Origin of the sequence: Pectobacterium versatile, from assembly GCF_003932035.1 — a bacterium.
GTDB classification, from domain to species: domain Bacteria; phylum Pseudomonadota; class Gammaproteobacteria; order Enterobacterales; family Enterobacteriaceae; genus Pectobacterium; species Pectobacterium versatile.
The window spans coordinates 1,254,369-1,276,292 of the sequence record NZ_CP034276.1; the positions used below are offsets into that span (position 1 = coordinate 1,254,369).

Below are 21,924 nucleotides of genomic sequence, written 5' to 3' on the forward strand. Positions count from 1 at the left end.
AGAATGATAATTTTTTTCGTTATCGTTTAGTTTGCGGGAAGGATGTTGACCCAGTAACGGGTAATATACTGAATCTTAACGGGAAGCGTTTTCTCGATGACCTGTAACACCGTATTGGTATTTTTCAGCGGGAAGGTGCCGCTTAACCGGAGCGTCGCGACCTCCGGGCTACAGCGCAGCACGCCATGACGGTAGCGCGATAGTGTCGCTATCACGTCGCCGAGCGGCTTATTGCTGAAACTGAGAATGCCCTGCGCCCAGTTGCTGTCTTCCTCCTCTGCGGATTGGATTTCACCCAGTTCCCGCGCGCTGAAGCGCAGGTTTTCGCCCTGCCGCACGATGCGCTCTTGGATCGGATCTTCTGCCAGTACGACTTTCACCGCATGGTGTTGCACGCTCAGTAGCGTGCTGTCGGCTTCCTGACGTACCGTAAATTCAGTGCCGAGTGCGGTCAATTTCCCGTGTCGCGTTTGCACGTAGAAAGGGCGACTGCTGGCATCCTGTCCGGTGGTAATCGCGATTTCGCCGTACCAGAGGTGAATGCGCCGCTGCTGTGGATCGAAGCGAACATCGACGGCGCTGTCGGTGTTCAGCGAAAGCAGCGTTCCGTCTTCCAGACGCTGCTGGCGGATTGCGCCTTTAGCCGTGGTGTAGTCGGCCCGGAGGCCTGTTCCGGTATCGGAACGCCAAAGCTGCCACCCGCCGCCCACGCCTAACAGCAGTAACAGACCTTTCATCACTCTGCGACGGGTAAGCTGCGTATCCTGAAGGGCGCGGTGGGCGACGTTGCCAGGCACGACGTTCATCTGGCTGCGCAGGTTTTCTACCTGCGACCAGGCCCACTGGTGATCCCGATTTTTCTCATACCACTGCTGCCATTTCTCGGTTTGCTGGGGGCTCACGTGTTCGTCGCTTAGCACCGCATACCAATGCGAGGCGGAGCGCAGGGCCTGACGCTGAGAATCGGTCAGCGGGAGGCTCACAGCCCATGCTCCAGACGGAACAGCAGGCAATGCTCCGTGGCTTTGGCAACGTATTTTTTGACGGAGCTGACGGAGACATTCAGCCGTGTGGCGATCTCACCGTAGGCCATGCCATCAAGCTGGGAAAGCAGAAACGCCTGCCGTGCTTTGTGGCCTAGTCCATCGAGCATGAGATCCAACTGTTGGAGCGTCTCAAGCTGTTGTTGCTGGGTTTCTGGTGAGGGGACAAGCGCTTCTGGCAACTGCGCCAACCTGTCCAGATAGGCTTTCTCCAGCGCATTGCGGCGGAAGAGATCGACCATCACGCGCTTGGCAACGGTACACAGAAACGATTTAGGGTCGCGGATTGCGGTCAGCGACCCGCCGTTCATCACGCGCAGGAAGGTGTCCTGAGCAATATCATCGGCGTCAAAAGAGGATTGGAGCTTGCCCGTTAGCCAATGCTTCAGCCAGCTGTGATGCGAACCATAGAGTGATTCAAGCGTCAGTTCAGCAGAGGGAGTGGCGTGGTCAGATATCATGGGCAGAGATAGAAAAAATGTATCGACAGTCAATAATAGGGCGTTATGTTAATATGATAATGGTTCTCATTACAATTAAATCACAATGCGATAGTGATAAGAAAAAGTGATGGATAGCAACTGGCTGTTTTTTAAGGTAAATAGGAAAGAAAATAAGAAAGCAAATAGAAAAGCAAATAGTGATGTCAGCCTCTGGCTGAGAGGCGCCGCAGAATCCGACGGTTACTGGCATCTTAAAATCAGAATTATTTGAGGTAGTGCTACATTGTCGGGAAGGGTTGTGTGCTATGTTGGATTTCTCATAATGATGATGCGTCGCTCCTATGAAAAAAAGCCTGCTAGCCTATTTTCAAACGCTCTATTTTAAGAAAAATTTTTTCTTATTACCCTCCAGCCTGTTTTTTACGTTGGTTGTGCTTTTTGCGTTGGTGCTTGCGGTTTATTCGACATTTTCGCTCAGACAGTTTGAAGGAGAAGTGGATGATTTTTCTAAGGTCACCATTGAACATGCTGAAAAAATAATCTTGCAGGCGACATCTGCACTCGATATTTTAGAAAAAAGCTATCCACCTTATTGTGATAATTCGCATCTGGATTTATTGCGTAAAATTGCTTACGACAATGATTATATTCAGGATGTGGTCTATATCGATGGAAATCGGCTTCGCTGTTCTTCAATGCTGAATGACATTAATACAATGTTTCTTCCAGAGCCTGATTGCCGTTATAAAGGCATCTATGACATCTGGTATAAAGTCGACAGTCCGCTGAATAAAGATAAGCCGATGATTTATGTTGGTACTACGCGTCATCTTGTGGTGTTGAATCCACGTTCATTTCTGGATGTTCCTTCCTACAGCTATAATATCAAATATGCATTACTGGCGAAAAATAAGCTGGATGGTCGGGTTATTCTATCGGACTCGATGAGTAGCCATATTTATTCACGTTTGACTTCAGGGGGAAATAACCCCGATAGATTTTATATTGACGATAAATATTATGTCCTGAAACCACTGCTGGATAGCGATTTTACTTTGGTGGTTATGGCAGATAAATCTGCGGATTTTTTATTTTACTTAACGATTTTTTTCTCTTCCTTGCCCATTTTCATGCTAATTTCCCTGCTGCTATCAGAGGTTATCTCCAGAAAATTTCTGGTAATTCAAAGTCCACGCTATGTTCTCAATCAGGCGCTGAGGCAAAAAGAGTTTGAATTGCATTATCAGCCGATTATTAAATTGGATACTGCGCAGGTCGTGGGGTGTGAAGCGCTGATTCGCTGGCGTCATTCGGACGGTCATTTGATTACGCCAGACTCTTTTATTCCCATGATTCGTCAGGTTGGGTTGATGAAAGAGTTAACCTTGTTCGTCATTAATCAGGCGCTACAAACGGCCCGTGTACTGAAGGAAAGTGACCCTGACATGTTTGTCTCTATTAATCTTGAGGCGGCTGAATTTGAGGATATGTCTGTTTTTAATTATCTCGTGGAGCAGGTTGCCGTATACGATCTTAATGGTGCCAATGTTAATGTCGAATTAACCGAATCATCCATGATTGAGCCTCAGAAAGCAGCACCGATGGTGGAGTTGTATCAACAAAAAGGTATTGATGTTGCCATTGATGATTTTGGTACCGGCTATTCTGGGCTGTCGTATCTTGAGCGGGTAAAAGCCAATAAGCTTAAAATCGACAAGTCCTTCGTGGGGAATATTAGTGACCATTCACCGACCGATATCGTGCTGTCTCATATTGTCAGCATGGCACACTGCCTTAATCTGCATATTGTTGCCGAAGGGATTGAAACTCCGGCTCAGGAAGCCTATCTGAAAAGCCTTGGCGTCGCTTATGCGCAGGGCTGGCTGTATTCCAAAGCGCTAACGAAAGAAGCATTGATTGCGTTTCTGGCGGCAAGAGACGAAACGGTGTCAGATGAGCCGTAAAGTCAGGATAAACGCGGCTTTACTATCAAAAATATGCATAAAAAGGTAAAATATCGAAAATAGGGAAGTTACCTAATGATATTTATTACTTTTTTATTGTGAATTTTTCAGGAGTTTATCATGCAACAGTTACCTCATTGTCCAAAATGCAGTTCTGAATATACCTGGCAAGAAGGCGATATGCTTAACTGCCCTGAATGCGGAAATGAGTGGTCGGCAGCAGGCGATGCACCAGCGCAGGATGACGGTTTAGTGGTGAAAGATGCCAACGGAAATCTGCTGGCGGACGGCGATACGGTAACAGTCATTAAGGACCTGAAAGTCAAAGGCAGTTCGACGCCGCTGAAAATCGGTACCCGCGTGAAGGGGATTCGTCTGGTGGAAGGCGATCACAATATTGACTGTAAAATCGACGGTTTTGGCCCGATGAAGCTGAAATCCGAGTTTGTGAAGAAGAACTGATTCGCGTGTGATGGCGCGCTGGTCTTCCATCTGGTCGGCGCGCTGTATTTTTTCACCTCTGGCTGGTTTTTTCACATCAGACAATCCTTTACCATAGCCTGTATTGATTTCTTACCTGGCTATACGGATATCTGATGCGTCATTTGGTTCGTTTTCTCCCTCTGCTCATTTTGCTCTCGGCCTGTAGCAGTCAGCCTTCCCCTCCTCCCGCAGAAGCGCCTTCAGGTAATCCTTTTAAAGGTGGTTTCCTGCTTGAACCCGCACACAATGTCCATCCGCTAGGCGGTGATTTTGCGACTAACCCGGCTACTGCACGGTTTGTCGATAAAATGGTGCTGGAGCATGGCTTTAATCGCCAGCAACTGCATGATGTGCTGGTGCAGGCAAAAAGTCTGGATTGGGTGATCCGTCTGATGGATAAGCAAGCTCCAGCATCGCGCCCGCCTTCAGGGCCTAACGGATCTTGGAACCGTTATCGCAATCAGTTTATTACGCCAGACAACGTGCAAAACGGCGTGGCGTTCTGGAATCAATATCAGGATGCGCTACAGCGTGCTCAGAACATTTACGGCGTCCCGCCTGAGATCATTGTCGGCATTATTGGCGTGGAAACCCGTTGGGGCCGAGTGATGGGGAAAACGCGCATCATTGATGCGTTGGCAACGCTGGCGTTTGATTACCCGCGACGTGCCGATTACTTTGCGGACGAGCTGGAAACCTTCCTGCTGATGGCGCGTAAAGAAGGCAACGATCCGCTCAGTTTGCGCGGCTCGTACGCTGGCGCGATGGGCTATGGGCAGTTTATGCCGTCATCCTTCAAGAACTACGCGGTGGATTTTGACGGCAACGGGCATACCAACCTGTGGGATCCGGTGGATGCGATTGGCAGCGTAGCCAATTATTTCAAAGCGCACGGGTGGGTGAAAGGTGCCCCTGTCGCGGTGCAGGCAAACGGTCAGGCGCCGCTGCTCCCGAACGGTTTCAATACCCGCTACTCGCTCACGGAACTACAGGCTGCGGGTCTGACGCCACAGCATTCGCTGGCGGGATACAATGAAGTCAGCCTGCTGCGACTGGACATCGGTACGGGGTATCAATACTGGTACGGTTTGCCGAACTTCTACACCATCACTCGCTACAATCACAGCACGCACTACGCGATGGCTGTATGGCAGCTAGGCGAAGCAGTAGGCCGCGCGCGCTAAGGCCCGAGCGATTAAGTTTTCCCTTTACAGGCTGTCTCTTCGTCATATTTTCAATACAGACGCAGAGACAGTTTCGTGCGCCATAACGCTGCTATTCATAGGCTATACCGTATACGCGCCCGACGCAGGGCGCTCAGTCGCCGCCGCCCTGCGAACCCAGGCTTCTGGCATAAATTATGCCGCTGCGCGGTGCCATCGGCATTCGTGACCGCTAACCGAGCCGCCAGTGACGCGTTCCCTACGCGGCACTGGCTTTCGCGACGTCCTGTCGCTCACTCGGCGGTCACGCCCACCGCTGCATAATTTTTTACGCCAGATAACGACAACCCCATGAGCAGTCGCCGCATCGCATGCGATGCGAAATCTCACTCCTACTAATCCTCCCTTTGCCTCCAATTTTCCCTGAATCACCCTCAATACAATCCGCATAGACACCTGCAGTTACCTTATTGGACTATTCCTGCATAGGGGTTTTCCTATGGCGCAGCAAACCGAGGCGATGAATGACAACGATGATGGTGGTGTTCCTGCTGGCTGGTGTGGTGAAAGGCGTGATTGGCCTGGGATTACCGACGATCGCGATGGGATTGTTAACGCTGGTAATGCCCGCCGCCAGTGCTGCGGGGCTTTTGATAGTTCCTTCGCTGGTGACCAACATCTGGCAGCTCGCCTGCGGCCCCGCCTTTCTCAGCCTGATTAAACGGTTTTGGACGCTGTTTGCCGGAATCATTATTGGGACGTTCTGGAATGGTCTGCCAGCGCTCACCTCGTCATCGTCATGGACGAGCGCGGCACTCGGCGGCATTTTGGTGATTTACGGCCTGTGGGGAATCATGGCGACAACGTTGCCGCAGCCGGGCCGTCATGAGAGCTGGCTGTCGCCGCTGGTGGGTTACATCACGGGGGCTATCACCGCAGCAACGGGCGTCTTCGTGATTCCCGCCGTGCCTTATCTGCAATGCCTGAGGCTCAATAAAAACGATCTGGTGCAGGCGCTGGGGCTGGCGTTTACCGTTTCTACGTTGGGGTTGGCGCTACAGCTGATTCAGGGCATCGGGCTACAGGGCATCGATCTCTGGCAGTCGATGCTGGCGCTGATTCCCGCGCTGCTGGGCATGATGATTGGGCAACGCCTGCGCCACGCGATTAGCGAACCGGTTTTCCGGCGCTGTTTCTTCATCGGGCTGGTGGCGCTGGGCGGGTATATGGCTGCGCGCGGGCTGCTTTAAGTTGCATTCTCTTCGGCAATAAAAGTGACGAAATCCTGAACATAGCCGGGCAGCGCGGAAAACTGGCGGGCGCAGATGACCAGATTACGCGTCGCCCAGTCATCTGACAGTGGGATCGTGCGAATTGCCAGCCGTTCCATCATGCGCTGTGCGGCATGCCGCGGAAGAATGCCAATGCCGATACCGCTGTGAATCACCTGCGTGACGGCATCGAAGCTGGCAAGGCGTACGCGGTAATTCAGGCGTTTCCCCAGCCTTCTTGCGTGCTCGTCGATATGTTCCTGCAAGGCCGCACCTTCGCTAAGCCCGATAAATTCGGCGTCGGCAATGGCGGAAAAGGTGAGCTGCTGTGCGTCAGACCACATGCTGGTTCGGGGAACTACAACGACCAGCTCGTCGCGGCGAAACGGGCGCGTTTCCAGCCCGTCGAGCGGCACGGAATCGGCCACAATACCGAGATCGGCAGTTTGATTACGGATAGCGCTGACGATATCGCGGCTGAGTTTTTCATTCACCGCGACGGATATCTGCGGGCAGACCACCAGATAGCGACCCAGCAGGGCAGGCAAATATTCATTCAGCGCCGCCGAGTTGCACAGCAGCGGAATATGGCCGCGTAGCCCTTTGCTGTACTGGTGTAATTCGCTGCGCATATGTTCGACCTGACGCAGGATAATGTGGGCATGGTGCGCCAGCGAAAAGCCCGCGTCGGTGAGCGAGACACCCGCCTTTGAGCGCAGCAGCAGCGGTACGCCAAGTTCATCTTCCATTCCCCGGATTCGCTCACTGGCAGCCTGCACCGTCAGGCTGGACGCCGCTGCGCCACCAGTAATACTGCCTGCTTTCTGAATATTGAGAAACAGCCGGAGATCGGTTAAATCGAATCGCATAGGGGAGTCTGTCTCGGAGGAGCCGATATCCACTATTATGGTCGTGAGTCAGGGCGACGGCAATCGCCCAGGCTGCGACTTACTGAAACTCCACTCTATTTCTTCCTTTTTCCTTGGCCTGATAAAGCGCGGCATCTGCGGCACCGTAAAGGGTATCGAAACGGGTTTTCTGCGGTGCCCAACTGACGCCAAAGCTAGCGGTGACGCGTTGTTGCGGCAGCACGCTGAGCGGCATTCTGTTGAGATCCTGATGAAGACGGCTGGCGAGCGAGACGGCCTGCATGAGCGTATGCCCTTCCAGCAGGATGGTGAACTCTTCACCGCCGACGCGACCAATGCTGCTCGTGGTATTCAGAACCTGTTGCACGCGTGACACCAGATCGCAGATCACGGCGTCACCCGTCGGGTGACCATAGGTATCATTCACCTGCTTGAAATGATCGATATCCAGCACGATGAGTGCGGCCTGATTACGCTCCAGCGCGTGGTTAATGCGTTCAATAATCGCCCCGCGGTTATACACACTGGTCAGCGGATCGTGGCTGGCTTTGTACTCCAGTTCGACCGCCAGTTGATTGAGCTGTGCGTTCAGACGGTTCAGCTCTTTCTCCGCCCGGTCGCTGCGTGAAATCAGACGGTGCGACTCGCGTACCAGACGCTGATAGTGGTCGGTTAACGCCAGCAGCGTGTCGCGATAGACTTCTGCTGGCCTCTCCTGCTGATTAGCGATGTTGCGCGCGGCGAGCAGAATGTCGTATTCCGGTGTAAACAATTCAATTGTGCTCATGGTTATCACTCAAAATCGTGCTGTGAAAGGTCAGGGCGGGGAAATCGATGTGAAGCTCTTCACCAAATTCTTCCGCAATGTCGTCGTCTTTGTCGTAATACCAATACAGCGCAATCGAGAGCGCCTGTTCAGCCGCCTGATTAAGCAGATTGAATAAACTAAACAGCATCTTGGTGCTGGAGCTGTTGAAGTAAATCAGGGAGACGTGAATGTCGATGTTCGGCGGTGCCTCATCCGGCGGCATCGTTTCTGCGTAGGTTGTTAACGCGTGCAGATACGCCTGAATCTCGGTAAGCAGCGGGCGATAAAACGCCGCGGCATTCTCAGGATAAGATTCGCCAGAAAGGTAAAGACGGTGTGTGTCAAAGTGAAAATCAACTGTCGGGGTACAGGATGTCCCCGAAATATGGAGGTTGCTTAGGGTCGTTATATTTTTCATGTTAAATGATTGCCTTCAGATAAAACGTAGATAGCCCCGTTGATGCATCGGCCCGAAACGTAAACTGGAGTGGCTCACTGGCATCACGCGCGACGGTCAACAGCCCCATATCCGCGCCTTTACTTGATGACGGGGTTTCATCACGCAGAGAGACCTTGTAGGCGAGTCGGATTTCATCAAGCGTCATACCGCGCAGCGGCTCAAGACGCCCCCGCAGCGTCTCGACATCGTCGGGGTGTATCGGATTGGCACACAACAGGAAGTATTTCCCATTTTCGTAACCCAAACACACGGAACCATGACGGACTTCGACGGGCTGATCGAGAGCCGTTAACGGTGCAGCGGAATAGCGAGTAATGTTCTGCACCATTTCGACGAACGTAGAGAACAGTCGGCGGCGAATGCCGGCAGGAAGCTGCTTTTTCTCCAGCTGTAGCCGCATGGTCTCGGCCAGTGAACTGATGATGTTTTGTGAAAAATAGCCCACGTAATACAGCGTAATGTCATGCTGATGTGAGGGTAAAAAAAACTCGGTGTATTTGATGTTTGGCATCATTCTGCCTACCTGATTAAACAAAAGTCGAACAATGTCGGAAGCCCCAAAATGTTAAATCGTCTCGTCGGGTCTGATCGCCCTGGTAGATCTTGTGTGCTGACAGGAGCTGGTTAGCCAGTTCACGCATCGGCTGGTGTTGATGGTGCTGGAGGTACTCCTGTAGGCGACGTTTACCAAACATAATCCGTCGTTCTCCGCCGATTTGATCCGTCAATCCATCCGTGGTGGTGAAAAACATATCGTTATCATGAAGCTGTAATTCATAGCTCGACCACTGGTAGTCATAAGGCGTTTCGGTATAGCCGACTCCCATACGATCGCACTGGAGTGGCGTCAGCTGTCCGGTCTCGCGTTGCAGCATGAAGGCGGGCATGCGCGCACCGGAAAACGTCAGCGTGTTTCGCGTCATATCGCAAAACACCAGCATCGCGTCACAGCCGTCGTTAGAGGTGGAAAGCTGACGCGCTTCGTCACGCTGCCCCAGCGTATCTTTGATGTGACGGTTGATTGCCTGTAATAACTGGGCTGGCAGCATCGGGCCGTGCTGTGTCAGTGCCTGTTCCAACGCGGAAGAGAAAATCAAGGTCATAAATGCGCCGGGTACGCCGTGCCCGGTACAGTCCGCGACGGCGGCAAGCCAGCCGTTCTGATAGGTTTTAAAGGCATAACAGTCGCCGCCGACACAGTCTCGTGGTTCCCAGGCTAAACACCAGTCGGCCAGCGTGCGGGACATCGCCTGTGTTGACGTCGTCAGCATCGCTGTCTGAATCACGCTGGCATATTCGATGCTCTGCATAATCTGCTGATGTTGGCGCAGGTGCATATCGGAGACGGCCTTGATCAGATCGATGCCGAGCCCGATACCGATATAACGCCCGTTCTCGGTGATCATAAAGCCGTCCGTCAGCGATTTATCACCGGTAATCACCGTTTGATCGGCAACGTCGTTCAACGACGCCAGCGCATCGACAATCAGTGGGTTTTTATCCATAAACGCGATGCAGCTCTTTTTGTCGTACAGTTCGCGATAAAAAGGCCGGGACATCTGTGAGAGAAAAATATGGCGGTTGATTAAGCCGAAAGGGCGTCCATCCTCAACAACAGGCAGGCTGACCCACTCTTTATTCTTACTGAATAATTGCAATACGGTGGCGTTGTCGGTGTTAGGAGAAACGTCCGGCAGAGGAATGCAAAGATCTCGCGCCACCGGTGTACCCCGGAGGAGTGGTCGGGCGCAAGGAACAGGCATGGCGGTCATGGTTAATCTTTGGGCGTATTTATCTTTAAGTCAAAATACCTGCCCTTGATGACCAAATGATGACAACGCCCATTTTTAGTAAGGTTATTGCGTGCTCAACACGTTGGCCATGATCTGATTTTGCCAGTCGAAATACGGGTTAAAGGTCAGGCGTACATGGGTTTTGCCATTTTCCACGTATCCCCAGTCGGAATACCACAGCGTGCTGCGATCCTGACAGGTTTTCAGGTCGTTCAGGGGTTGGCCGTTGGCACAGATGACGATCGCACCGGTTTTGCCGTATTCCTTATTCTCTGGCGAAAACAGGAGCGACATGTGCGAGAACTGGCTGATGCGCCAGTCGGGCAGAGAGCCTGTCCGCACCAACACGCGCGAAGAATGGATACCGGCAGGGCGATCGCCATACCAGATCAGGCGGCTGCGCGGGTTGGTAAACTGCTTATCGAATGCGTTGACAACATAAGCCGTATCGACGACGGAATCATGCTCTGCCAGCACGATTAATACCGGCTTGTCATAAGGCCTTTTGGCGAGCTGTGAGCGCACACCGCTGCTGGAATAATAATATTGGGCGAAGCCGTTGGTCGGCACGCGCATATAGCGGGTTGCCAACTGCTGGGGATAGCCGGGGCGCGGCGGCATCAGCCAGTCGGTAAATACGGATAATACCGGTGCCATGAAGGCGTATTTTTCGTTGGATTTAATCGCGGGGGAGAACAGTACCAGCCCTTTGATTTCAGGGTGTTGTAGGGCGTATTCCAGTACCAGATTTCCCCCAGTGGAAAAGCCGCCCAGGTAAACTTCATCGACCTCTTTGCTGAGGATGGCAGCCTGCTCGGCAACCACGTTGCGCCAGTCGTCGACGGTGACGTGCAACAGATCGGAGGGGCGGGTGCCATGACCCGGTAGCAACACGGTTCTGACCAAAAAGCCTTGTTCGACCAATTGCGGTGTCACGTCGGTAAATGAACCCGGCGAGTCACCCAGCCCGTGCACCAGCAAAATCGCTTTACGTGGCTGGCCGATGGGGCGGGCTTCATTCGGCGTATTCCAACGTAATTCCAGCTGTTTATCCGTGGTCTGGAAGGCGCGATGCTGTTCTACCCAGCGCGTGGTGTCTTGCTGGTAACGCTCGAATGACGTTTGCCCTAATGGCGTGATGTCGCGCGGATTGCTATTACATCCCACCATGAAAAATACGCCGATGATGGCGAAAAAACCTGCCACTCCCCGTTGCCAGCCTGTCCACGCAACGAACCGGAATACGTCTATTGTCATTTATGCTCCTTGCCTGCTGGCAACATCAGTCTGATCGCTAACGGGATATGGCGTTTCAACAACACTATATCTGAAATTATTTATCATGCAGATTGCTCAACGTGCTGCGTTACAAGGCTTCATGTTATACTTCAGACAAATTGGGCGTTTTTTATGTCTTTTGGTCAGGCCAATATTATGATGGCCGATGTTGAATAAAGGAATAGCGGTATGCGTTTATATCAGCAGATTGGCGACAATCTTCGCGCGGAAATTCTGAAGGGAAACTATCAGATTGGCGACCGTTTGCCTCCCGAACGTGATATTGCTGAAACCTACAACGTCAGCCGCAGCGTGGTGCGTGAAGCCCTGATCATGCTGGAGCTGGAAAAGCTGATTGAGGTGCGTAAAGGCTCCGGCGTTTATGTCATGCAACTGCCGACTGCACAGGGAAAAGACAGCGTGGTAGACAGCGGCTATGGCCCCTTCGAGCTGATGCAGGCGCGCCAACTGCTGGAAGGCGAAGTCGCGGCGTTTGCCGCAATGCAGGCGACCAAAAGCGACATCGTGAAAATGCGGCAGGCCATTGAACAAGAAAGGGCGTCGCTTGAGAACGGTAGCGTGGATGAAAGCGCCGATGAGCAATTCCACTGCCTGCTGGCGCAGTCTACCCAAAACAGCGTCTTAGCCAACATGGTGTATGAGGTGTGGCAGGCGCGTAAACGCAGCCCAATGTGGCAGGGTATTCACTCCCATACCGACGATTTCAGCTATCAGCGCCAGTGGCTGGACGATCATGAACAGATCCTGCGCGCCGTGTCTCGCCGCGATGTGAACATGGCGCGTCAGGCAATGTGGCAGCATCTGGAAAACGTAAAAATTAAACTGCTGGAAATCTCGAATGTGGACGATCCGGCCTTCGACGGCTACCTGTTCGAGTCCGTTCCTTCGCGTCTGGAATCCTGATTTCCTCGACGTTTCCTGCCCTGTGTAGACTTTCTCTCCGGCATCGTATTGGTGTACGGAGAGATGACATGTCAGACCAAATATCCTTTCCCTGACTCGCCTTTCTTTTTTACAGCCTGATTACGCATGATGTTAGTCCAAAATGCGGATTTTTTGTGTAATTGGTCAATCAATTCGTGAGTTTCGTTTGACAGCCTGTGTCGGTGAGGTAGGCTTTTCCTTATTTATTGATGAAAGAAAGTGACGAAAACAACTCTCTCACTTGGCGAAAAAAGGTAACTCAATATGGAACAAACCTGGCGTTGGTACGGCCCGAACGATCCTGTCTCACTGGATGATGTTCGGCAAGCTGGAGCGACCGGTGTGGTGACGGCGTTGCACCACATCCCGAATGGCGAAATCTGGTCGGTTGAAGAGATTGAAAAGCGCAAAGCGGAATTGAAAGCGAAAGGGCTGGTGTGGTCGGTAGTAGAAAGCGTGCCGGTCCATGAAGAGATCAAAACGCAGACGGGGAATTATCAGCAGCATATTGCCAATTATCAGCAATCGCTGCGTAACCTGGCGCAGTGCGGCATTGATACGGTGTGCTATAACTTCATGCCCGTGCTGGACTGGACGCGAACCGATCTGGAATATGTGCTGCCGGATGGCGCAAAGGCGCTGCGTTTCGATCATATCGCCTTTGCGGCCTTTGAACTGCATATTCTGAAGCGTCACGATGCTGAAAAAGATTATACGGCGGATGAACAGGCACAGGCCGCCGACTACTTCCATGCGATGAGCGAAGAGGATATCGCGCGCCTGACGGGCAACATTATCGCCGGACTGCCGGGCTCTGAAGAGGGCTATACGCTAGAGCAATTCCGTGGCCGTCTGGCGGAATATGATGGTATCGACCATGCGAAACTCCGTGAGCACCTTGGGCATTTCCTCCGTGAGATTGTGCCCGTTGCGGAAGCTGTCGGCCTCCGCCTTGCCATTCACCCTGACGATCCACCACGCCCGATCCTGGGGCTGCCGCGTGTGATGTCCACGATTGACGACATGCGCTGGCTGAAACAGACGGTCGATAGCCTTCATAACGGCTTTACCTTCTGCACAGGATCGTACGGCGTACGTGCCGATAACGATCTGGTGACGATGCTGGAAACGTTCGGCGATCGCGTGCATTTCACCCATCTGCGTGCCACCTGTCGGGAAGACAATCCCAACTCGTTCCATGAAGGGGCGCATTTGCAGGGGGATGTGGATATGGTGGCGATTATCAAGGCCATTCTGGCGGAAGAGCTGCGGCGTCAGAAGGCGGGCGATCGCCGTCCGATTCCCATGCGCCCGGATCACGGACATCAGATGCTGGACGATCTGAAAAAGAAAACCAATCCCGGCTACTCGGCAATCGGGCGCTTGAAAGGGCTGGCGGAACTGCGTGGTGTCGAGCTGGCGCTGAAGCGCACGCTGTTTACCGAATTGCAGCAAGGATGATGAAATGAAACAGACCGTGCTTGATAGCACGGTCTGTTGAAGATGGATGCGTCAGGACCCCAGAGGAGGTATTAATTTATATGTGAATTCTGCTGGCAGAATTACAGGGCTTTAACGTTTGAACGGCTGACTTTGCAGTTCTTGGTATCCCACTGCTCGTCATGTTTTGTTGGTGTGCCCTTGCCTTTTTCTACACCAGTAAACTCTTCACATATTTTAGGTTTACCTGCTTTGTAGCCTTTAATACGCAGATCGCGGATTTCAGCAACGTCGCCAAAGTTACGGTTTACGCCAGCGATGCTGTCGATGGTGCCGTTAACGGTTGCGCTGATGATGGTCAGGTTACGTGGGCCACCGTTGTTGGTGCAGTCACCGCAAGAACGCCACAGTTTGCCGTGCTGACCGGTCAGGGTGAAGTTGCCCTGTACGATCGTGTGACTATTTTTGGAATTCTGTTGCAGTACTTTGTCCGGCTTGCCGCCAGGGCCATTGGTGGTGTTATGTGCCACACCGCCGACGATGGTCATGGTTTTACCCAGGTTGGTTGCTGCATCTTCACAAATGTCTTCCCAGATCACGTTTTCAATACGGCAGTCGCCTGATTTACAGTGGATACCGTCAGAACCGCCTTTTGCTGAGATGCGCAGGTTCTTGATGCTGGCATTTTCCAGCGTGATAACAGGAGGCTGTTTATCACTGTCACCTGTACAGCTCAGACCCAGCGTAATCCCACCGCAGTCGACGGATTTGTTTTTGATCACCGCCCCTGCTGTACATTCAGGACTTGCTGCTTTAAGCGACGCTGCACGTAATGGCGCAGGTGCCGTTGAGGCGGCATTAGATTTCAGAACGCTATTATTACCGCTAACGGTATCCACCCAATACCAATAGTCTGACTGTGGATTGGCGGTTAAATCGGTAAAGGTTCTGTCGCTGGAATTGAGCTCTGCGATTTTTTCGCTGCCTGCCTGAGCACTACTGGTGCTGCGATACACATCCTGGCGAACAACGTTGCCTGCATCGGTAGACCAGCTTAAATAGGTGGCATTATCTTTTTTCAGCAGCATCAGCATGGTGTCATCAGCCTGAGCCTGAAAAGAAATAGCAGCGGTGCATAAAAATATCGGTGTTAAATACTTAAACATGTGTTTTTCCTTGTAAATTAAACGGATATTTTTCTCTTTATTTATTCCAAATAAAGAGGGAGTCCTTGCGCATCGGGAAGGATTATATAGCAGGGAATATGAAATGAATAATAATTCGTCGATTTTATTGAGGTTAATCAGATTATTTAATTTAGTCTGTGATTATTTTATATGTAAATTTATTATTTATTTATTATTTTTTATTTAATAATTTTTTATCAAATTGATAAATGTTATGAGGTTTCTTATTAAAAATAAGAAAAATGAATGAATGCTGTGAAGAGAAGAAAATCTTACCACCCGCTGGCTTCTGCGCATGACTGGATTCGTTTTGTTTCCACGTTTTGTTGATACTTCATTTAATTTATTGGTGATATTTTAACCATGCGTAAAGTTGAATGCTTTCCGAATAAGCATTGGAATAATTTTATGTAAATGGACTTTTCATTAATCTACATAGGCATGTGTGACAATTTTTAGTTTCTATAAAGGCGTTTTATTTTTCTTATTAAGCAAAATGAAAGCGTAATGCCTTTTGGGGATGGAAAAGTTGTGGATGCTTATAAGGTAAGGTTTGACATGGAATATCAATCAGGCAAGCGAGTTTTATCATTATCACTGGGGCTTATCGGTTTGTTTAGCGCATCGGCATTTGCATCTGATTCCCGAACGGTGAGTGAACCGAAAACACCGTCTTCCTGTACGGTGCTTAAAGCGGACAGTAGTACTGCCACGAGTACAATTCAAAAAGCGCTGAATAATTGCGGGCAAGGAAAAGCGGTAAAGCTGAGCGCAGGGAGTTCATCCGTTTTTCTGAGTGGCCCGCTTTCTCTACCTTCTGGCGTGAGCTTATTAATCGACAAAGGAGTAACCCTACGTGCTGTGAATAATGCCAAGTCTTTTGAGAATGCGCCGTCATCCTGTGGCGTGGTGGATACAAACGGTAAAGGCTGCGATGCATTTATTACCGCTACAAGCACGACGAATAGCGGAATCTATGGGCCGGGCACCATTGATGGACAGGGGGGCGTGAAGCTTCAGGATAAAAAGGTGAGCTGGTGGGATCTGGCTGCCGATGCCAAAGTGAAAAAGTTAAAACAGAATACCCCCCGGCTGATTCAGATTAATAAGAGCAAGAATTTCACGCTGTATAACGTCTCTCTCATTAATTCTCCGAACTTCCACGTCGTGTTCAGCGATGGTGACGGCTTCACCGCGTGGAAAACCACGATCAAAACGCCGTCCACCGCCAGAAACACTGACGGTATCGATCCGATGTCGTCAAAGAACATCACCATTGCCCACAGTAATATTTCGACGGGCGACGATAATGTGGCGATCAAAGCCTATAAAGGTCGTTCTGAGACACGCAATATTTCCATTTTGCATAATGAATTTGGAACGGGACATGGCATGTCGATCGGTAGCGAAACGATGGGAGTTTATAACGTGACGGTCGATGATCTGATTATGACTGGCACCACGAATGGATTACGTATTAAAAGCGACAAATCAGCAGCCGGCGTTGTCAATGGTGTTCGGTATAGCAACGTAGTCATGAAGAACGTGGCGAAACCGATCGTGATTGACACGGTATATGAGAAAAAAGAGGGAAGTAATGTTCCTGACTGGAGCGACATTACGTTTAAGGATATTACGTCTCAAACCAAAGGTGTGGTGGTGCTGAACGGCGAGAATGCGAAAAAGCCGATAGAAGTGACGATGAAGAACGTCAAACTGACGAGTGACAGCACATGGCAAATCAATAACGTCAACGTTAAGAAATAACGCAGTGACGAAATCGTTCTGTCATGACAGCGCCGCACGGTTACCCCGTGCGGCGCTGCTGTTTGTGCACTCGTTGTTACGTGCGAGAGTTTACCGCTCTCTGAGCGCTTCATTGACCTTATTCAGCGGCTTAATAAGATAGTCCAGAACGCTTTTTTGGCCGGTTTTTATCTCCACGCTGGCGACCATACCGGGCACGATGGGGAATTTTTCCCCAGCTTTGTTGGTCAGCTCCGCCTGCGTAGTGCGCACATAGATTCGATAATAAAACTGATCGCGCCTGACTTCGTCCTGAAGGGTATCGGGTGACACGCTTTCGACTTCGCCTGTTAAATTGCCGTAAATGGAAGAATCATAGGCGGTGATTTTTACCGTGGCGGGCAAACCCGGCCGGATATAGGCAATATCGCGTGGGTTGATGCGTGTTTCGATCAGCAACTGATCTTCCAGCGGCACGATTTCCATCAACTTGCCGCCCGGTTGCAGCACGCCGCCCACGGTTGTTACCTGAATGTCTTTCACAACCCCTCGTACCGGTGACGTGATGGTAGCGCGCTTTAGCTGATCGGCTTTCCCGCTGACTACTTCCATCTGCGCTTCCAGATCGGCGTTGTTTTTGACCTGTTCTTCCCGCGCCCGTACGGCGTATTGGTTGTTGGCTTCGTCGATTTTTCCGCGAATTTCGCTAATCTGGCGGCGTAACCGGATCACCTCGACGGCGCTGGCGGCACCGCGCTGCACCAGCGGCTCCGTCATCCGCAGCTCTTGCTCCACCAGCCGCATAGACTGTTGCAGGTTGGCGACGGTTTCATCGCGATTGCGTAAGCGTGATTCGTACAACTGACGTTCGCGTGCGGCCAGCGCGGGTTCCTTCATGGTTTCCGCGCTGAATTTTAGCGGTGCGCCGCTGAGCTCGGCGTGCAGACGTTCGGCGGACGCCCGTAGCGTCTGCACGCGGGAGAAGGCTTCGCCGTAGACGGACTGGAAGCGGTTGATGTCCAACTGCGCCAGCACCTGCCCCTTCTCAACGACGTTACCTTGTTGCACATATATCTGGCCGATAATCCCGCCGTCCAGGCTTTCAATCACCTGTGCGCGGGTCGACGGCGTCACCTTGCCGATCCCGACGGAAACCTCATCCAGCACGGCGAAAGTGGCCCAGATAAAAAACACGATCAGCCCCAGCAGGCTGAGCCAGATAATAACGGATACGCGTCGACCCTGGCGTTTCAGGTCATCATGGATCGTGATGCTACTCATTGTGTTCCCCTTACGCCACGCTCTGTGCGGTATCTGCCGGTTTACTGACCGCCTTCAAAATCTGGTCACGCGGGCCATCTGCCACGATGCGTCCCCCATCCATGACGACCACGCGGTCAACCAGCTTGAGCAGCGCCGGACGGTGCGTTACCAGCACCAGCGTGCGGCCCGTGAGCCAACTGCTTAATTGGTGGATCACGTGGCTTTCCAACTGTTCATCCATCGAGGCGGTGGGTTCATCCAGCAGCACAATCTGGGGATTACGTAGCAGCATCCTGCTGAGCAGAATCATCTGCCGCTGCCCGCCGGATAAACCGCGTCCACCTTCATGAATGATGCGATCCAGACTGGAGGCATCCTGTTGGATTAGGCTGAGTGCGCCGCTAATGCGCAGCGCTTGCAACAATTCTTGCTCGGTGGCGTGCGGATTGCCGAGCATCAGGTTTTGCCGCAGGCTACCGAAGAACAGGCGTGATTCCTGTGACAGGAAGCCCAGTTGGCGGCGGACATCTGCCGGATCGATCTGGCTGATATCGACGCCATCAATAATGACCTTGCCGCGCGTCGCGGTCGCCTGATTGGCAAGCAGCTTGAGCAGGGTGGATTTACCCGCGCCGACTTTGCCCAGCAGCGCCACTTTTTCGCCCGGTTTGATCTCCAGTTTGCCGATCTGCAAGGCGGTATCGCCTTTTTCGGGGTCGTAGCTGTATTGCACGTTGTGCAGTTGGAAGTGCCCTTGAAGGATCGGGCAGTGCGCCATTTTGCCGTCTTCCGGCCGATCCAGCGGTTTTTGCAGGAGGTCATCCAACCCAGTCATCGCGGTTTTCGCATGCTGCCAGCGGGAAAACACCATCGTGAGCTGCATGAGCGGGGCGATGGTGCGGGAGGAAAGCAGGCTACAGGCCACGAGCGTACCGGTGGTGATATCGCCCGCCATCACCAGATAGCAGCCGAAGACCAGCATGCCAGCATAGGTGAGCTGTTGGACGGTCGATGCCCAGCCGCTGAGCCGTGCTCCCCACACGCGCTGCTTCATCCCAATGGCGGCGCTGACTTCGTGAGTTTGCTCCCACTGGCGTTGGAAGTAGGGTTCGGCCTGCAACGCCTTGATATCTTCGATCCCTTCGATGGATTCGACCAGCACCGCATTGCGCAATGCGCTTTCACGCATCCCTTCTTTGGCGAGTTTCGCCATCGGCCATTGCAGCATCAGGCCGGGGATCACAATCAGCGGGATCGCCAGCATGGGAATAAACACCAGCGGGCCGCCGATCATCGCCATGATACCGAGAAACAGCAAGACGAACGGCATGTCGGCGGCTGCCCCGACGGTCGTTGAGGTCAGCAGTTCACGCACCTGATCGATTTCCCGCAGCTGAGAAATAAACGAGCCGGTAGATTTCGGCCGGGCCTCGTTTTTTATCGCCAGCGCGCGGGCGAACAGCATACCTGATACGTTCAGGTCGATGCTTTTGCCCATCAAATCGGAGACAACTGTGCGTGACAAACGAATGGCGTACTCTAATGCGGCGGCCAGCAGCACGCCGAAAAACAGCACCCACAGGGTGGGGATCGACTGCGCCGGAATCACGCGGTCATATACCTGCATGGAGAACAGAATTCCCCCCAGCGCCAGAACGTTACCCACGATAGACGCCAGAGAGATTTCCCCGATCTGTCGTTTTGCACCGCGAAAGTGTTGCCAGAACCAGTGCTTACGGTATGGTTTGACGAAATCATCGATGCGGGTATCGCGGCCGCGTTCCGCGATGCCGACCAGCACGATAATCCCCTGACTGTGTTTGATGAGTTCAGCCAGTTCGGCTTCGCGTTGAAGGTCGCCGCCATCATTCAGCCAGTAGGTTGCAATACCTTCATCATTCAATGATTCGATGACGATGACGCCGCCGTCATCGGTTTCCGCCAATACCGGTAAGATCTGGTTGCGCCAGCGGAGTTTCTCCGTGTGTCGCAGGCTGATGCTCAACCCCATCAGGTGACTGATTTGTTCTAACTGGCGGGCAATCGGCTGCTGTTCGTACCAGCGCATTTGCTGGCGTACCGACTGGGTATCCACCACCTGTCCATAGTGGGCGGCGGCGCGAGCCATGGCGGCAATCCAGACTTCAGTTTGGGTGACTTGTGTCATTGATATTCCTACATGTTCTTATCCGGCAGGCAAGCCGGCTTACAGCGACGGTAGCGTCTCGCCACTAGCTTGATGACGTTCAATACCCAGCATATCCAGCAGATTATCGACGGCAGCGGCATAGTTAACCGTCGCCTCCCAGCCGTCGTATAACGCGCCGATGCGTGAGGTTTCGGCCTGCAACACGTCTTGCTCAACGCTGAGCAGATCGTTCAGGCTGCGCTTGCTGAGTTTGTATTCATCCTGATAGACGTTGCGGGTGTAGGTCGCGCTGGTGATCTGCTGTTGGCTGGCTTTTTCTCGCTGTTGTGCCCCGATGAGATCGGCATAGGCCGTTGAGGCTTTCTGGTTCATATCCAGTTTCGCCGCTTCGACTTCGGCCTGCGCCGCTTCGCGCGTGCCTGACGCCGCATCAACGCGTGCGCTGACGGCCCCGCCCTGATAAAGCGGGGCTTCTACCACCAGCTGTAGCTGATCGTCCCAGTAATTACGCCTGTCGGTTTCATAGCGGGTACGGCCCGCCTGTACGGCAATGGTGGGAAAGTGCTGGGCTTCCGCCTGACGAATCCGGTGGCGCGATGCCTCTTGTTTGGACTGCGCGCTCAGCACCGCATTACTCTGCTGGTACGGGAGCGCCTTGAGCGTAATTTTTTGTTGCAGCAGCGCGCGGGGCAGATCGGGCAGGGCGGTGGGAAGAACGCCGGTCAACACGCTGAGCTGTGCCAGCGAGGAACGTTCCAGTGCCCGATATTGTTCCAGCGTCGCTCGCATACCTGCGATGCGGGTTTCCGCCTGCAGGATGTCAGATTGCGTACTGAGACCGGCTTCGGCGCGGAGTGTCGCGGTGTCTTTTACCAGACTCAGTGACGTGATATTGCGCTCGGCCGCCTGACTCAGTTCCTGATAGCGTTTGATTTTCAGATAGGTGAGCAAGGTTTGTTGACCGACCGTGGTCATGGTGCCATAGAGCTGATAGCGGTAGGCATCTGACAGGCTGTGCTGCTCATCAATGCTGCCGCCCGTCTTACCGAAATCGTACAGAAGCTGTTTCAGCGTGAGGCCTGCCGTGGAATTGTTGCTCATCGTGCCGCCAGTATCACTTTGATCTGACCGGCCGACATTGCCGCTCAGGCCGATTTGCGGGAACCAGGCACTTTGCGCCACGCGCAGATCGGCCTCGCCGACGCGAATTTGCGCCGAGGCCTGTGCGATTTGTGGGTTGCGTGCGAACGCGCGGAGAATAGCCTGCTTGAGGTCCAGACTGTCGACCTGCTGTTCCGTTGGTGCGGCGGACCAGTCAAACGCGACAGCCTGAGCGAACGTCGGCGGGCTATAGAGGAAAGGAAGGCCACCGCAGGCCAGTCCGAGTGCCAGCCCGATCTTCAGCACACCGCGCGACGTGTGATGGCGTACTGTGCGAGTCAAAAAAGCGCGATTACGCAGAAAAAACATGTCCCTGATAAAAAATCTGATAAAAAATGATTTGTGCATCAATTACCCCTGTTTTCATCACTCTTTGTTTTAGTTCCCTTACACATATTTGTGCAGCTACCGAGGCAGTTTCGTTCTGTCTCTTGAACACGTATCTATGCCGCTGCTGA

19 protein-coding genes are annotated in these 21,924 nt (G+C 52.5%); 7 read left to right on the top strand and 12 right to left on the bottom strand.

Going from position 1 to position 21,924, the window contains the following annotated elements; genetic code table 11:
* Window positions 1-26: 26 nt before the first annotated feature.
* Both fecR and fecI read right to left on the bottom strand, forming a co-directional pair.
* On the bottom strand, window positions 27-983 hold the full coding sequence (gene fecR / locus EIP93_RS05725) for a ferric citrate uptake sigma factor regulator FecR (RefSeq protein WP_125232421.1): 957 nt from the start codon (window positions 981-983) through the stop codon (window positions 27-29).
* Entirely contained in the window at window positions 980-1,501 is a 522-nt protein-coding gene (gene fecI, locus EIP93_RS05730) for a ferric citrate uptake sigma factor FecI (RefSeq protein ID WP_109225020.1), read from the bottom strand. The genes fecR and fecI overlap by 4 nt, the downstream gene beginning before the upstream one ends.
* A 326-nt stretch (window positions 1,502-1,827) precedes the next feature.
* Here fecI and EIP93_RS05735 point away from each other — a divergent pair, with 326 nt between their 5' ends.
* From EIP93_RS05735 to EIP93_RS05750, 4 genes are all read left to right on the top strand, one after another.
* Complete coding sequence (locus tag EIP93_RS05735; protein WP_102119334.1) at window positions 1,828-3,450, top strand: EAL domain-containing protein; 1,623 nt, start codon at window positions 1,828-1,830, stop codon at window positions 3,448-3,450.
* Window positions 3,451-3,570: 120 nt separating this feature from the next.
* Entirely contained in the window at window positions 3,571-3,912 is a 342-nt protein-coding gene (locus EIP93_RS05740; RefSeq protein ID WP_102119333.1) for a zinc ribbon domain-containing protein YjdM, read from the top strand.
* Between the two features lie 134 nt (window positions 3,913-4,046).
* Window positions 4,047-5,117, top strand: coding sequence for a lytic murein transglycosylase B (mltB, locus tag EIP93_RS05745; RefSeq protein WP_125232422.1), 1,071 nt, complete (start codon window positions 4,047-4,049; stop codon window positions 5,115-5,117).
* Window positions 5,118-5,620: 503 nt separating this feature from the next.
* Window positions 5,621-6,346 (top strand): sulfite exporter TauE/SafE family protein, encoded by a 726-nt coding sequence (locus EIP93_RS05750; RefSeq protein ID WP_206428388.1) that lies wholly within the window; start codon window positions 5,621-5,623, stop codon window positions 6,344-6,346.
* Here the strand turns inward: EIP93_RS05750 and EIP93_RS05755 are convergent.
* The 6 genes from EIP93_RS05755 to EIP93_RS05780 form a co-directional block, all read right to left on the bottom strand.
* The gene (locus EIP93_RS05755) at window positions 6,343-7,236 is read right to left on the bottom strand and encodes a LysR family transcriptional regulator (RefSeq protein ID WP_105879254.1); all 894 of its coding nucleotides are present in this window, start codon (window positions 7,234-7,236) and stop codon (window positions 6,343-6,345) included. The two genes, EIP93_RS05750 and EIP93_RS05755, sit on opposite strands and share 4 nt — an antisense overlap.
* A gap of 79 nt (window positions 7,237-7,315) precedes the next feature.
* Window positions 7,316-8,023 (bottom strand): GGDEF domain-containing protein, encoded by a 708-nt coding sequence (locus EIP93_RS05760; RefSeq protein ID WP_103861138.1) that lies wholly within the window; start codon window positions 8,021-8,023, stop codon window positions 7,316-7,318.
* A complete protein-coding gene (locus EIP93_RS05765) occupies window positions 8,010-8,462 on the bottom strand; it encodes a DUF1987 domain-containing protein (RefSeq protein ID WP_103942529.1) in 453 nt (150 codons plus the stop codon). The genes EIP93_RS05760 and EIP93_RS05765 overlap by 14 nt, the downstream gene beginning before the upstream one ends.
* A 1-nt stretch (window position 8,463) precedes the next feature.
* Window positions 8,464-9,018: a SiaB family protein kinase gene (locus EIP93_RS05770; RefSeq protein ID WP_080726780.1), complete on the bottom strand. Its 555-nt coding sequence runs from the start codon at window positions 9,016-9,018 to the stop codon at window positions 8,464-8,466.
* Between the two features lie 13 nt (window positions 9,019-9,031).
* Window positions 9,032-10,276, bottom strand: a complete 1,245-nt coding sequence (locus EIP93_RS05775; RefSeq protein WP_103861136.1) for a SpoIIE family protein phosphatase — start codon at window positions 10,274-10,276, stop codon at window positions 9,032-9,034.
* A gap of 84 nt (window positions 10,277-10,360) precedes the next feature.
* Complete coding sequence (locus EIP93_RS05780; protein ID WP_105879256.1) at window positions 10,361-11,554, bottom strand: alpha/beta hydrolase; 1,194 nt, start codon at window positions 11,552-11,554, stop codon at window positions 10,361-10,363.
* 210 nt (window positions 11,555-11,764) lie between these two features.
* Here EIP93_RS05780 and EIP93_RS05785 point away from each other — a divergent pair, with 210 nt between their 5' ends.
* Window positions 11,765-12,499: an FCD domain-containing protein gene (locus EIP93_RS05785; RefSeq protein WP_039490436.1), complete on the top strand. Its 735-nt coding sequence runs from the start codon at window positions 11,765-11,767 to the stop codon at window positions 12,497-12,499.
* A gap of 285 nt (window positions 12,500-12,784) precedes the next feature.
* Window positions 12,785-13,981, top strand: coding sequence for a mannonate dehydratase (gene uxuA / locus EIP93_RS05790; protein ID WP_125232423.1), 1,197 nt, complete (start codon window positions 12,785-12,787; stop codon window positions 13,979-13,981).
* Between the two features lie 101 nt (window positions 13,982-14,082).
* Here uxuA and pelI read toward each other — a convergent pair whose 3' ends face one another.
* Window positions 14,083-15,126, bottom strand: coding sequence for a pectate lyase PelI (pelI, locus tag EIP93_RS05795; RefSeq protein WP_125232424.1), 1,044 nt, complete (start codon window positions 15,124-15,126; stop codon window positions 14,083-14,085).
* 579 nt (window positions 15,127-15,705) lie between these two features.
* On the opposite strand from pelI, the gene EIP93_RS05800 reads away from it, so the two are divergent.
* The gene (locus EIP93_RS05800; RefSeq protein ID WP_125232425.1) at window positions 15,706-16,914 is read left to right on the top strand and encodes a glycoside hydrolase family 28 protein; all 1,209 of its coding nucleotides are present in this window, start codon (window positions 15,706-15,708) and stop codon (window positions 16,912-16,914) included.
* A 90-nt stretch (window positions 16,915-17,004) separates the two neighbouring features.
* Here the strand turns inward: EIP93_RS05800 and EIP93_RS05805 are convergent, their stop codons facing one another.
* From EIP93_RS05805 to EIP93_RS05815, 3 genes are read right to left on the bottom strand one after another with little or no spacing between them, the layout of a single operon-like run.
* The gene (locus EIP93_RS05805) at window positions 17,005-18,174 is read right to left on the bottom strand and encodes an HlyD family type I secretion periplasmic adaptor subunit (protein WP_125232426.1); all 1,170 of its coding nucleotides are present in this window, start codon (window positions 18,172-18,174) and stop codon (window positions 17,005-17,007) included.
* Between the two features lie 10 nt (window positions 18,175-18,184).
* Window positions 18,185-20,323, bottom strand: coding sequence for a type I secretion system permease/ATPase (locus EIP93_RS05810; RefSeq protein ID WP_039490447.1), 2,139 nt, complete (start codon window positions 20,321-20,323; stop codon window positions 18,185-18,187).
* Window positions 20,324-20,362: 39 nt separating this feature from the next.
* Complete coding sequence (locus tag EIP93_RS05815) at window positions 20,363-21,814, bottom strand: TolC family outer membrane protein (protein ID WP_125232427.1); 1,452 nt, start codon at window positions 21,812-21,814, stop codon at window positions 20,363-20,365.
* Window positions 21,815-21,924 lie beyond the last annotated feature (110 nt).

What these genes read in the sequence shown, in the direction of transcription:
- EIP93_RS05785 (WP_039490436.1), top strand. Translation starts at nt 11,765, where the DNA reads ATGCGTTTATATCAGCAGATTGGCGACAATCTTCGCGCGGAAATTCTG.
- EIP93_RS05810 (WP_039490447.1), bottom strand. Translation starts at nt 20,323, where the DNA reads ATGACACAAGTCACCCAAACTGAAGTCTGGATTGCCGCCATGGCTCGC.
- EIP93_RS05735 (WP_102119334.1), top strand. Translation starts at nt 1,828, where the DNA reads ATGAAAAAAAGCCTGCTAGCCTATTTTCAAACGCTCTATTTTAAGAAA.
- EIP93_RS05775 (WP_103861136.1), bottom strand. Translation starts at nt 10,276, where the DNA reads ATGACCGCCATGCCTGTTCCTTGCGCCCGACCACTCCTCCGGGGTACA.
- EIP93_RS05780 (WP_105879256.1), bottom strand. Translation starts at nt 11,554, where the DNA reads ATGACAATAGACGTATTCCGGTTCGTTGCGTGGACAGGCTGGCAACGG.
- EIP93_RS05740 (WP_102119333.1), top strand. Translation starts at nt 3,571, where the DNA reads ATGCAACAGTTACCTCATTGTCCAAAATGCAGTTCTGAATATACCTGG.
- mltB (WP_125232422.1), top strand. Translation starts at nt 4,047, where the DNA reads ATGCGTCATTTGGTTCGTTTTCTCCCTCTGCTCATTTTGCTCTCGGCC.
- EIP93_RS05800 (WP_125232425.1), top strand. Translation starts at nt 15,706, where the DNA reads ATGGAATATCAATCAGGCAAGCGAGTTTTATCATTATCACTGGGGCTT.
- EIP93_RS05815 (WP_125232427.1), bottom strand. Translation starts at nt 21,814, where the DNA reads ATGCACAAATCATTTTTTATCAGATTTTTTATCAGGGACATGTTTTTT.
- EIP93_RS05805 (WP_125232426.1), bottom strand. Translation starts at nt 18,174, where the DNA reads ATGAGTAGCATCACGATCCATGATGACCTGAAACGCCAGGGTCGACGC.
- EIP93_RS05770 (WP_080726780.1), bottom strand. Translation starts at nt 9,018, where the DNA reads ATGATGCCAAACATCAAATACACCGAGTTTTTTTTACCCTCACATCAG.
- pelI (WP_125232424.1), bottom strand. Translation starts at nt 15,126, where the DNA reads ATGTTTAAGTATTTAACACCGATATTTTTATGCACCGCTGCTATTTCT.
- EIP93_RS05755 (WP_105879254.1), bottom strand. Translation starts at nt 7,236, where the DNA reads ATGCGATTCGATTTAACCGATCTCCGGCTGTTTCTCAATATTCAGAAA.
- uxuA (WP_125232423.1), top strand. Translation starts at nt 12,785, where the DNA reads ATGGAACAAACCTGGCGTTGGTACGGCCCGAACGATCCTGTCTCACTG.
- EIP93_RS05750 (WP_206428388.1), top strand. Translation starts at nt 5,621, where the DNA reads ATGACAACGATGATGGTGGTGTTCCTGCTGGCTGGTGTGGTGAAAGGC.
- EIP93_RS05760 (WP_103861138.1), bottom strand. Translation starts at nt 8,023, where the DNA reads ATGAGCACAATTGAATTGTTTACACCGGAATACGACATTCTGCTCGCC.
- EIP93_RS05765 (WP_103942529.1), bottom strand. Translation starts at nt 8,462, where the DNA reads ATGAAAAATATAACGACCCTAAGCAACCTCCATATTTCGGGGACATCC.